This is a genomic window from Lachnospira rogosae (ex Hitch et al. 2025) (assembly GCF_040096455.1).
Classification (GTDB): domain Bacteria; phylum Bacillota; class Clostridia; order Lachnospirales; family Lachnospiraceae; genus Lachnospira; species Lachnospira rogosae.
This window is the reverse complement of the sequence record NZ_JBBMER010000005.1, coordinates 1-12,497: the sequence shown is the minus strand read 5'-3', so window position 1 is coordinate 12,497 and position 12,497 is coordinate 1. Positions and strand designations below refer to the sequence as shown.

Below are 12,497 nucleotides of genomic sequence, written 5' to 3'. Positions count from 1 at the left end.
ACAATACAAAAGATAAAGTATTAATCTATATTTATACTTACATTAAACCTAAACCTAATATTAAAGGCAGAGGGCTGTTGCATCAAAGTCAAAAGATGTAACAGTCCTTTGTTTTATATAATGTATATAAAATGATTAAGATTAATAGTGTATACAAAAATGCATAAAAAAGATGGATAGAAAAAGAACAATAAAAAAGAATGGAGGTATGTTATATGAATAGATATAGGAAAATAATATTATTATCTCTTAAAATAGGAATAGGCAGCAGTCTTTCACTTTATACGGCACAGAAATTGGGACTTAATTACGCAGTATCGGCTGGAACTATAACGTTGCTTTCACTTATGAATTCAAAGTGGGAAACAATAAGACTTTCTGGAAGCAGGATAGCTTCATTTTTAATAACAGTACTTGCAGGATGGATTTTATTTACCAATATTAGCAGTATGTGGATTGCATATGGAATATTGCTTACTTTAATTGTATTTATGGCGGAGATACTTAACTGGAGAGCGACAATATCTGTTAATGGTGTTATAGCGGCACATCTTGTTACTTATGAGAATTTTAATGATATGGCGGTATGGAACGAACTGGGGATTGTTCTTGTTGGAGTTGGTTTTGCAATAGTGTTTAATCTTTTTAATGGCAATTATGGGCATAAAAAGCATATTGTTGCTAATATGAGGAAAATTGAGAATAAAATGCAGATGTTCATATGCACACTTTCAGCATATTTATCAAATAAAAAAATGGAGATAAATGTATGGGACAATATAAAAACATTGGAAGAGGATATACAGGATTGCATAAAAGAAGCATATGAGTACCAGAATAATACATTTTATTCACATCCGGAATATTATATATCATACTTTGAATTAAGAAAGAACCAGTGTCAGATATTACATAATCTTCATTATGAAATGAAAAAGATGCGAACTATGCCGAAAAATGCTAAAATAGTTGCAGAGTATTTATTGTATCTGGCTGATAACATAACAGAATATAATAATCCACAGGAACAGCTTGTCAGGTTAAAAGGCTTGATTTCACATTTAAAGAATGAAGAACTGCCAGTGACAAGAGAAGAATTTGAAAGTAGTGCGTTGTTATATCATGTGTTAATGGATATAGAAGATTTTCTGTTATACAAACAGCATTTTATAAATAATCTTGATAAGATACAAAGAAAACATTACTGGAAAGGTTAAAGAATAATGGCAGTAATAAATATATTAGAAGATGATGAAGTTATAAGAGGACAGTTATCACAGCTTCTGCGTGATAAAGGGTATGAGGTTATAGAAAGTGCTGATATCAGTAGTTTTAATAAAATTGATAGTGAGAATACAGACTTATACCTTTTAGATGTGTATTTACCAGACGGAGATGGATTTAGTGTATGCGAAAAGCTTCGCAGTGAAGGCTGTGTGACACCGGTTATATTCTTAACTTCGTGCGATGATGAGGACAGCATAACAAAAGGGCTTGATATAGGCGGTGATGATTATATAACGAAGCCTTTCAGGGTATCTGAGCTTTTATCAAGAATAAGTGCCAATTTAAGAAGACAGGCTATGCTTGATAAAAGTATTTCCAATATGGATAAAAGCAATTCTAATATATATACATTAGGTTCGCTTGTTATTAATTTTGATAATCTTACAATAAAGAAAGCTGCGAAGGATATACAGTTATCACCTACAGAATTTGCATTATTAGAGATACTTGTATGTAACCGCGGCCTTATTGTGAGAAGAGAAGTATTTTTTCAGAAATTATGGGACAGGACGGGAACATTTGTTGAGGATAATACTTTGACAGTAACAGTGAGCAGGTTAAAGACCAAGCTTGGGAAAATGGATAATTCGGACAAGAATTATATAGATACTATAAGGGGAGTGGGATACAGATGGAGAGAGCGATAAAAAAGAGATTATATGTGTATACTATAGGTATGTTTCTTGCAACTGTGGTAGTAGTATCAGTTATCACAATATATTATGAATATAGGGTAAGATATATGGCAACAACCCTGTATGGTGTCAATAAAGAAGCAGGCAAACAGCTTCTGTACATATTATTTTATGGAAGACAAGGTCACACGGGCACAGCAGATTATTCGGCTATATTGCAGGAGGCAGGTTATACAAGAAATGGTGCGTGGTATATGTTCTTATATGGCGGAGAATATATTCCATTTGCCGTAATTATTGGAATTATGGTTATACTGCTTGCTTTTACAATATATAATATTGTAAAAATCGGACATAATGATGTGTACTCATATATGAATAAATTAAAGGAAGATAATGAGAATATATCAAAAGAACTTGGTGCGTACAGAACATATATGGAGAAGCGTAGCAGACAGTTACAGGATTTTACGGAAAATATAGCACATCAGATAAAGACACCGCTTACAGCGTTAAGCCTGTCGCTTGATATGATGGAGGAACAGCTTAACGCCAATATGTCACAGTTACAGATTAATTCCGATATGTCAGGGGAAAAGTCAGAAGCGGAGACTGGAAAAGGGTTTACAGATACAGGTCTGTCCAATAATGAAAAGCTTATTAATAATCTGAATGAATGTTTCAGGCAGACATACAGGATAAGGGATTTTATCACAAGGCTGTTGAAATTAAGCCGAATGGAGTCGGGGAAGATTGTATTAACAGAAGATGATATTAATGTTAATGAATTTATTAATGAAGTCATATCAGAAGTGCCTGTTGTTAATAATTGTAATATAACTTCATATTGTAATGATGAATATTACTTTATTAATGCAGATGAGGAGTGGCTGTTGGAAGCATTTATTAATATAGTACAGAATTGCAGTGAAGAAGCAGAAAATGTGGATATAAATGCCGTATGCAATGCTGATAAGTGCATTATAACAATAAAAGATGATGGAAATGGAATTGCTAAGGATAAGCTTGATAATATATTTAACAGGTTCGAGAGTGGAAAAAGCTATAATTCCCTGCATACAGGAATAGGCCTTAATCTTTCAAAGCTTATAATTGAGGCACATCACGGAAGCGTAAGTGTCAATAATAATGAAGACGGCAGGGGAGTAAGCTTCAGGATAATTATACCTAAATATAATATGAAAAGAAAAGCAAAATAATAACTATACCAATATAATAACGATTGTAAGATTGCTGTAAGATTCATAGGGTATTCTAGTTATAACCTAAAAGAAAGGAGTGGCTGGTATTAATATCAGAGTAATGACGTGAATATTCTAAAAATAACATTTAAAAGCGTAAAAAGAAGATACAGGCAGATTATAAGAGCTGCACTTACAACATTATTTGCAGTATTTTTTGTAACAGCAGTTCTTATATTTCAGGAAAATATGTATCAGTGGCAGATGCAGTCCAATAAAGACAGATTTGGCGACTGGTTTATTATGGATATAGGAAGCAGGCAGCCAGATAGTAATCTTACAGACCACATTTATATTGAACAGCCGGTAAAGGTGTCAAGAAGCGTTAATGTTCTTAACGATGACTGGCAGAGTACAGGCTTTTATGTAGGAAGCTTTTCATCAGAGTTTCTTGCACAGTCACATATAAAGCTTGATGAAGGAAGACAGCCAGAAAATAGTGGTGAGATAGCAATGGACTGGAACACCCTTCTGACACTCGGTTATAACGGTGAGATTGGTGAGAGCATTAATCTTAAATATTGTGACAATAACAGCATAGGCAACAAAGAGAAAAGAAACACAAAGACTTATACACTTGTTGGTATATACAGAAATTATACTAATATATGGAATAATGGAAAGCAGATACCATCAGCAGTTGTAGTGAACAGTGAATTATCACAATTTAATTATGATATACGTTCGGTGTTCTTATATCCTATAAAGCCTTCAATAAAAACTGATGACTACAAAGCAGTATTTGACTCTATAAAGGAGAAGACATCAAAAAGTTATACATATAATTCAGGTGTATATGATTATAAGCCTTGGGGTTCAACAAGCATATACCTTTATATGTATTTAATAGTTATGGCAATAGGAATAACAGCACTTTCTTACCAGCTTATTGAGTATAAGAATACAAGAAAGTCATCTTATAAGAAATATGCTTCCTTAGGTGCAGATAGTTCACAGCTTAGAAGAATGTATATTATTGAAAATGCTTTGATAATAGTTCCAGCAGCATTGATAGGAATAATTGCAGCATTTTTGGCTGGAGGAATTGCAGGAGGCATACTTGAAGGCAAGGCAGGATTTTCATTTTATACAATTAATGTTTCTATTGTGTTAAAAAGTATTGCTTCTGTTGTAATAGCAGTTGTAGTTGAGGAGATAGTAGGACTGTTATCTAATGTTATGGATACAGTTAAAGAGAAGCGTCTTAAGGCAAGAAGCAAAAAGCAGATAGTTAATATTGAGGTTCGTAATAAGAATACATCAGGCAGAAAATCCAACCTTAAGGTATCTAATCTAAGCCGTGTAATTACAAGCAGGCTTATGAAGCGTGATGGTGTAGGAATGATAATAGGTGTAAGATTATTTTCACTGTTTATCTGTGTTGTACTTGTATTCAGCGTTATGAAGATAGCTACATCATTTGATAAATATAAGAAAAATAATTCACTTCCTGATATATATGGATATCTGGACATACCATCATCTAATTATAGAACTGATATGATATATATATCTTACCTTAAAGATTTTGATAACTATCCAGCTAAGTCGTTAAATATGGACGAATTTACACAGGTTGATCTTATCAATAAAGAATACAACAGCAGGAATAGATATAATATTCCGTATGATGAATTACGCCAGTTGATATTAGATAATGGTATGACAGCATTATTTACATCTATACCATATAATTCACCAGATAGAATTATAAAGTCTAATTGTGCAATAATGAATTCGCCTTTGGCTAAAGATGGTAATAATAGCATTATAGAAGGTGTGTCATCTGATGTTATAGATGGTTTAAATGAAATACCGGGTATAGTTTCAATTGATTATTCTATATTTGAGTCAGAAAGAACATGGTACTGGGATAACCAGGACTATCATAAGATGGGAATTGACAAGATTATAGCTGCACAGAAGGCTTCATCTATAGCTAAAACTATGAAAGATCCGACTTATGGAAGCCGGTATTTATTTGCAACAGAATATGTAAATCCAACAAAGGAAATATATGATATAGCCAGCAAATATATTGATAAATCCAATATTAATTATGATGACTTTGCAAGTGGAAAACAGGTTATAGTATTTATACAGGATAACTGTGAGGGTGATTATGATGATACATTAAAAGCTGGTGATACATTATATTATAATTATTATAATGTTCCATTTGGACAGTGTAATAAAGGAGGGTATATTACATCAAGCAATGCAGTATATCCATATGATATTCCATTTTTCAATAAATATAATAATAGTGGAAAAATAGATTTACAGGTAGAACTGAAAGATGACGATAATCCTAATACAGCAAGTACAACATATAGTTTCACACAGACTGATTTAGAGGTAGAAACGATGTTTGGTGCCTGTGTAGCACCTCAGGTGGCAGCAGTTATTAAAGTTACAGATGAAGTTAAGGAAGATTTTAATGGTATAATGCCAGATTATGGTTATTATACAGCACTTGCAAGTACGCAACTTGCTAAGCAGGCGGTTGATAACCAGAAAGATCTTATGCTAAGAATTACGGGAGAAGGACTGACAGACGGAATAGATTTTGAATTACAGTATAATCAGATAAAGATAGATTACGACCTGTCATCAACATTTTCTGCTACTAACAACAAAGTTGCACTTTATCTTAAGAGTAATAATATAACTTATAAGTCAAATGTTGACAGCAAGAATGTATATAGAACGCAGCTTGTCAATAATATACTGCAATATGGAATAACTATAATGGCGGTAATAATTATCCAGCTTCTTATAATGGCAATAATTATAAGAAACAGGATAGAAAGCAGACACGGCAAGTTCATTCTCTTTAGAAAAATGGGGATGACAAGAGGGAAATTACTTGGAATATGTATGTGTGAAGCACTTAGGGAATCACTGTGGTGCATAGTAACACTTCCGCTTATGCTTATATTGGAAGTGCTGATATATTCAAGTAATATAAGGAAATTATAGTTATATAGGCACAGGCAGCTTATAAATATATATTTGATTAGGTAATATTAAAAATAATTATATATGGAATTACATATATGCAATTAGAGATATAGAAATGGAGGATAAGTATGGAGGCTATATTACAGGCTAAAGAGATATCCAAGACATATCATACAGGAAGTGTAGATGTTCCTGCATTAAAGCAGTGTTCCCTTGAATTCGGGAAAGGCGAATTTACAGCTATTATAGGAAAGAGTGGTTCGGGAAAATCTACATTATTAAGAATACTTGGAAGTATGGATACACCAGATACAGGCAGTATATTAATAAAAGGCGAGGACATAACACATATGAAGGACAAGAAGCTGTCAGGTTTCAGAAGAAGAAATATAGGCTTTATATATCAGGATTACAGCCTGTTTCCAGAATTTACATCATATGAAAATATAGTTATGCCAATTCTACTTGATGGAAAAAAGCCAGATGATGCAAAGGTTGATGAGATATTATCAGAATTAGAGATAAGCCATTGCAAGAATAAATATCCATCAGAAATGTCAGGTGGAGAACAGCAGAGAGTGGCAATTGCCAGAGCACTTATTACAAGTCCGGCGGTTATATTTGCTGATGAACCTACAGGAAATCTTGATGCGGGAAGTGCAGAAACAGTTGCAAAGATGTTATCAAAAGCAAGTCAGAAATACGAGCAGACAATAATAATGGTAACACACGACAGACAGATGGCTGATTACGCAGACAGGATAATTACTATTTCAGATGGACAGATACAGTAATATTACATAGCAATAATAAATTGTGGCAGTATATTTCAAGATATAGCTCATATAGGATTGTGAATTGCTGTTGTATGATTTGCTATTGATTATATATTATAAGTATATTTCACAATGGTATGAAAATAAGTGCTTAGTGTTAATCTATTCGGGGGAATGATAGATAACGCTAAGCACTTTATTTTAAGTGTTAGAGATTAATATACTTAAATATTTTCGTATCGTGGAAGTTCAACTATTATGGCTTCGTGGTGGACAGCCGGGAGAAACTTATCCATAACTTCGCTTGTCTTTAACTTAAGGCTTGAAGTATTGATACAAGGGTGACAGCCAAGAGAAGCTTCTTCAAGTACTTCCTTGTCAATAAGTAACTGGACGTGGTTGTCAGTATCATTCATAAGCCCCATAATAGATACTGAACCCGGTGTTATATCAAGATATTCTTTCATATATTCCTCATCGGCGAATGAAAGTCGTGCAGAGTTAATCTGCTGGCTTAAATCTTTAGTCTTAAATACTTTATCTCCCGGCATCATAAGAAGATAGAATTGTGTTTTCTGTCGGTTGCATAAGAAAAGGTTCTTGCATATAAGTGTGCCAAGAATTTTATCAATATCGTTGCATACTTCCATTGTTGTTGCTGGTTCGTGGTCGGTTCTGTAATATTCCATTCCTAACTGGTCAAGTAAATCATATACTCTGATTTCTTTATCAAGTCTGTCAGCTTCATTGGCTGGTCTGCCTTTTATTAGTTCCATAGTGTTCTTGTAGTCCTTTCTTATGATTATAGTGTATATAATTGATTATAATGTATATAATAATTTATTTTAGTATATTGATTTATTGTGGGGAATGCAAGTTATATAGTGAGGTATTAGTTGTCTGCAATATAATATAGAGTATGGTGTTTGATGTAGATAAGGTTAAAAATAATACATTGTTATAACAATGTATTGACAAAACAACAGGAAAGGCATATTCTAATATTAGAGTAAATTTATAATTTGAAAGGGATGGTAATTATGGCTAATACTAATGTGACTATGAGAATAGACGAGAATTTAAAAAGTCAGTTGCAGGAGTTAGTATCAAATCTTGGAATGGATATGACAACATTTTTTACTATGGCGGCTAAACAGGCAGTAAGAGAGCAGGCTTTACCATTTCACCCGGATATGAATGTTGGGAGATATAGCGATAAAGCATATCAAATGGCAATGGCAAATACTAATTATAATGCTGATGGTAAAGCTGTAATAGCATCAGATGATGAATGGGTAGAAGAAACTGAATGGGATGATATGTTTGAGCAAATGAAAAAAGAAAGAGAGGCAGAATGAGAAAAGGAGAAGTATGGTTTGTAGAATTTCCGTTGGAGGAAGATGCGAGTAGAATAATAAATAGACCAGTTATTGTACTTGATGAAAATGTATTAGGGGTATTATCAGTGAAGATAACTAAACATAAAGTAAGAAAGGAAGACCCTTATGATATTCCAATTATATATTGGAGTGAAGCAGGGCTGAGATTAGCTTCAACGGCTAGAGTATCAAAGGTTACAGTGCTTAATAAAGACAGCTTTATATTTAAAATAGGAAATCTTCACAATGATGATATGGATAGAATAGAAGCTATGTATAGCAAATTTCTTGAAGATAATAATATTATATAAAATATAATAAAACCAGCCATATGATGTCATTTCCCATAAAGGACGCAGGGGTATCATATGGCTGGTTTTATAAAGTTGAACAATGAAGAATATTAATACATTTGATTAACAGATGTATCGTAAGTTAATATCTGATTACTGGAAATCACATATGTCAATCATAGCCTCAAGCATTTCCTTTTCTTCTGGCTTTTTCTTAGTAAGTCTAGCGGCGGCTACGATAGGCATCCACTTATCAACGTAACGCTTATCAGTAGAAGTCTTCTCACAGAACATTGATATGTACTTATCGGCAAGTGCTTCATCGTTCAGTTTAAGTGTAAGGTAAGTATTAGCCGCATCGGCAGAAGCATTACCTTTAGTAGCGTGTACCCAGTCAACAGCAGTAATTGCAATTATCTGGTTGTTGTCATCAGTCTGTACTATAATATTTTCTGGACAATAATCACCGTGGCATAATTTAGTATGATAAGGAAGCTCTGAAAGTCTTGAGTCCAGCTCATATTTCGTGTCAGCAGGAATATTAAGCTCATTAATCTGTCGCTCAAGCTTACTTTTCATATCGACTAAAAGAGGGTTGCTGTGCTTATTAATAGCTATCTGGTAGTCAACCATAGCCTCTATGTAAGCATCTGCATTTTCAGGGTGTTTAGCTAACAGCTCTTTTAAAGTTTCTCCTTTGGCATATTCGCTTGTGATAGTCCATTTGCCATCTACTACAGATACATTAAGAAGTCGTGGTATATCAAGTCCTGTATCTTCAACTCTTGCAGTGTTAAGTGCTTCATATAATACATCGGATTTGCTGTAAGATAGTGCAAATACTTTCTCAGCCTTATCCTTATCAACGTATACAGATTTTAGAGTTCCTTTATATATACATTTTTTCATAATAACCTCCATTCCTGCCCATTACTATGTAGGCATTCAAGTTCATACGCAGATGTCAATTCTGCGAGAGGGCAATCTTTATAAAGATTGCCACATATCCATTCATATCTTTATATAACGGGACAAGTGGTATTGTACATATAACAAGCCCGTTGTGTCTGTCAGTGAGAATAATGTTATCTGACATTGACAATATATTATCATAATAATATATATATAATTTATATTGATTATTTATATTACTTAGTCTTTATATCCTCTGGATTAACCTCTTTTCCATAGTAAGCCTTAAGATACATAGCCTTTATCTCACTCATAAGAGGATATCTTGGGTTAGCACCTGTGCACTGGTCATCAAATGCATTTTCAACCATCTCATCAAGTGTAGCAAGGAAGTCTTTTTCATCAACTCCGTAGTCTTTGATAGTCTTCTTAATTCCAACCTTATCCTTAAGCTCCTCAATAGCCTTTAAGAAGTTCTCAAACTTCTCATCATCGTTCTTGCCGGCAATACCAAGGAAGTTAGCACATTCAACATATCTTTCCTTGCAGTGAGGATAAGCATACTGTGAGAATGTTCCCATCTTAGCTGGAACTTCTGCGGCATTAAAGCGCATTACATCTGTAATAAGAAGTGCGTTAGCAATGCCGTGAGGTATATGGTGGTAAGCACCAAGCTTGTGAGCCATAGAGTGGCATACACCAAGGAATGCGTTGGCAAATGCCATACCAGCCATAGTAGAAGCGGTAGCCATCTGTTCTCTTGCCTTGGCATCGTGAGGTCCATTCTCATATGCCGCTGGAAGATATTCAAATATATTCTTCATAGCCTTAAGTGCAAGACCATCAGTATAATCTGTAGCCATAATAGAAGCATATGCTTCAAGAGCATGTGTTAATGCATCTATACCAGAAGCGGCTGTAAGTCCCTTAGGCTGGTCCATACACATATCAGCATCAATAATAGCCATCTTAGGAAGTAGTTCATAGTCAGCAAGAGGATACTTTATGCCAGTCTTTTCATCAGTGATAACTGCGAAAGGTGTAACCTCTGAACCAGTACCAGAAGAAGTAGGAATAGCTATAAAGTAGGCTTTTTCGCCCATCTTAGGGAATGTGTAGATACGTTTTCTTATATCCATAAATCTCATAGCCATATCCATAAAGTCAACTTCAGGATGTTCGTACATAACCCACATAATCTTGGCAGCATCCATAGCAGAACCACCACCGATAGCAATGATACAGTCAGGCTCAAAGCTGTTGATAGCCTTAGTTCCTTCAATAGCACATTCTAATGTAGGGTCTGGTGCAACATTGAAGAAGGTTGTGTGTGTTATGCCAAGTTCATCAAGCTTGTCGGTAACGCACTTAGTGTAGCCATTCTTATATAAGAACTGGTCTGTAACAATAAATGCTTTCTTCTTGCCTAATACAGTCTTTACCTCGTTAAGTGCAACAGGAAGGCAGCCTTTCTTAAAGTATACCTTTTCAGGTGCTCTGAACCACAGCATATTTTCTCTCCTCTCAGCAACAGTCTTAATATTAATAAGGTGCTTTACGCCTACATTTTCAGATACAGAGTTACCGCCCCACGAACCACAGCCAAGTGTAAGAGAAGGTGCTAACTTAAAGTTATAAAGGTCACCGATACCGCCTTGTGAAGAAGGTGTATTAATAAGAATACGGCAGGTCTTCATAGCTTCCTCGAACTTAGCAAGCTTGTAGTTTTCAGTTGCAGAATTAATATATATAGAAGAAGTATGACCAAATCCGCCATCAGCTATTAGACGCTCAGCTTTACTTATGGCATCATCAAAATCCTTTGCCTTATACATAGCAAGAACAGGAGATAACTTCTCGTGTGCGAATTCTTCTGAAAGGTCAACAGAAGTAACTTCGCCAATGAGAATTTTGGTGGTTTCAGGTACTTCTATGCCGGAAAGCTTTCCGATATTATAAGCACTCTGGCCAACTATCTTGGCATTTAACGAGCCATTGATAATGATAGTCTTTCTTACTTTATCAAGCTCGGTCTTATTAAGGAAGTGACAGCCGCGTTTAGTGAATTCTTCTTTAACCTGCTTGTATACAGATGAGTCAACGATTACAGACTGCTCAGAAGCACATATCATACCATTATCAAATGTCTTAGAATGGATAATAGAATTGACTGCAAGTATAACATCGGCAGTGCTGTCAATAATAGCTGGAGTGTTACCAGCACCTACGCCAAGTGCAGGCTTTCCAGATGAATAAGCTGCCTTAACCATGCCAGGACCACCAGTTGCAAGTATAATGTCGGCTTCTTTCATAAGAGTGTTGGTAAGTTCAAGGCTTGGAACATCAACCCAGCCGATTATACCCTCAGGAGCACCGGCAGCAACAGCAGCCTCAAGTACAACCTTAGCAGCAGCTATTGTGCTTTCCTTAGCTCGGGGATGTGGACTTATGATAATGCCATTACGTGTCTTTAATGAAATAAGAGTCTTGAATATAGCAGTAGAAGTTGGATTAGTTGTAGGAATAACAGCGGCAACAACACCGATAGGCTCTGCGATCTTCTTAATGCCATAGGCTTTATCTTCCTCGATAACACCGCAGGTTCTGGTATCACGGTATGCGTTGTAAATGTATTCAGCGGCATAGTGATTTTTGATTACCTTGTCTTCAACAATTCCCATACCAGTTTCTTTGACAGCCATCTTGGCAAGAGGTATTCTTGCCTTATTAGCAGCAAGGGCAGCAGCGGTAAATATCTTATCAACCTGTTCCTGCGAATATGCTGAGAAGATACGCTGTGCCTCTTTTACAGAGCTTATAAGCTCTTCAAGAGACTGGATGTTGTCAACTACTAAAGATTTTTCTTTGCTCATAATTAGTTCCCCTTTTCTTAGATAATCATACATATACTTTGTTAGTGATGTATAGTGTTACACGAAGTAACTATCTTAATAAAAATAAGATTGATAATTAATTAACAATCATTATG

Annotated in this window: 10 protein-coding genes; 7 read left to right on the top strand and 3 right to left on the bottom strand. The window is 34.9% G+C overall.

All coding sequences use genetic code 11. The features are described 5' to 3' along the window. The first annotated feature begins 215 nt into the window (after positions 1–215). From WMO14_RS07820 to WMO14_RS07800, 5 genes are all read left to right on the top strand, one after another. Positions 216–1,217, top strand: a complete 1,002-nt coding sequence (locus tag WMO14_RS07820; protein ID WP_349153610.1) for an aromatic acid exporter family protein — start codon at positions 216–218, stop codon at positions 1,215–1,217. Positions 1,218–1,223: 6 nt separating this feature from the next. Next, the gene (locus WMO14_RS07815; protein ID WP_055306408.1) at positions 1,224–1,934 is read left to right on the top strand and encodes a response regulator transcription factor; all 711 of its coding nucleotides are present in this window, start codon (positions 1,224–1,226) and stop codon (positions 1,932–1,934) included. Continuing rightward, complete coding sequence (locus WMO14_RS07810; protein ID WP_349153609.1) at positions 1,919–3,142, top strand: sensor histidine kinase; 1,224 nt, start codon at positions 1,919–1,921, stop codon at positions 3,140–3,142. Before WMO14_RS07815 ends, WMO14_RS07810 begins: the two co-directional genes overlap by 16 nt. Positions 3,143–3,250: 108 nt before the next feature. Beyond that, a complete protein-coding gene (locus WMO14_RS07805) occupies positions 3,251–6,166 on the top strand; it encodes an ABC transporter permease (RefSeq protein ID WP_055175605.1) in 2,916 nt (971 codons plus the stop codon). A 110-nt stretch (positions 6,167–6,276) separates the two neighbouring features. Further along, entirely contained in the window at positions 6,277–6,942 is a 666-nt protein-coding gene (locus WMO14_RS07800) for an ABC transporter ATP-binding protein (protein WP_022502935.1), read from the top strand. Between the two features lie 206 nt (positions 6,943–7,148). Here the strand turns inward: WMO14_RS07800 and WMO14_RS07795 are convergent, their stop codons facing one another. Beyond that, positions 7,149–7,700, bottom strand: a complete 552-nt coding sequence (locus WMO14_RS07795) for a prolyl-tRNA synthetase associated domain-containing protein (RefSeq protein ID WP_022502934.1) — start codon at positions 7,698–7,700, stop codon at positions 7,149–7,151. A 264-nt stretch (positions 7,701–7,964) separates the two neighbouring features. Here WMO14_RS07795 and WMO14_RS07790 point away from each other — a divergent pair, with 264 nt between their 5' ends. Both WMO14_RS07790 and WMO14_RS07785 read left to right on the top strand, forming a co-directional pair. Further along, entirely contained in the window at positions 7,965–8,282 is a 318-nt protein-coding gene (locus WMO14_RS07790) for a type II toxin-antitoxin system RelB/DinJ family antitoxin (RefSeq protein WP_022502933.1), read from the top strand. After that, positions 8,279–8,614, top strand: coding sequence for a type II toxin-antitoxin system PemK/MazF family toxin (locus WMO14_RS07785; protein ID WP_022502932.1), 336 nt, complete (start codon positions 8,279–8,281; stop codon positions 8,612–8,614). Before WMO14_RS07790 ends, WMO14_RS07785 begins: the two co-directional genes overlap by 4 nt. A gap of 135 nt (positions 8,615–8,749) precedes the next feature. Here WMO14_RS07785 and WMO14_RS07780 read toward each other — a convergent pair whose 3' ends face one another. Continuing rightward, positions 8,750–9,505, bottom strand: a complete 756-nt coding sequence (locus tag WMO14_RS07780) for a phosphotransferase family protein (protein ID WP_055175601.1) — start codon at positions 9,503–9,505, stop codon at positions 8,750–8,752. Between the two features lie 239 nt (positions 9,506–9,744). Beyond that, on the bottom strand, positions 9,745–12,381 hold the full coding sequence (adhE, locus tag WMO14_RS07775; protein ID WP_349153608.1) for a bifunctional acetaldehyde-CoA/alcohol dehydrogenase: 2,637 nt from the start codon (positions 12,379–12,381) through the stop codon (positions 9,745–9,747). Positions 12,382–12,497: the final 116 nt, after the last annotated feature.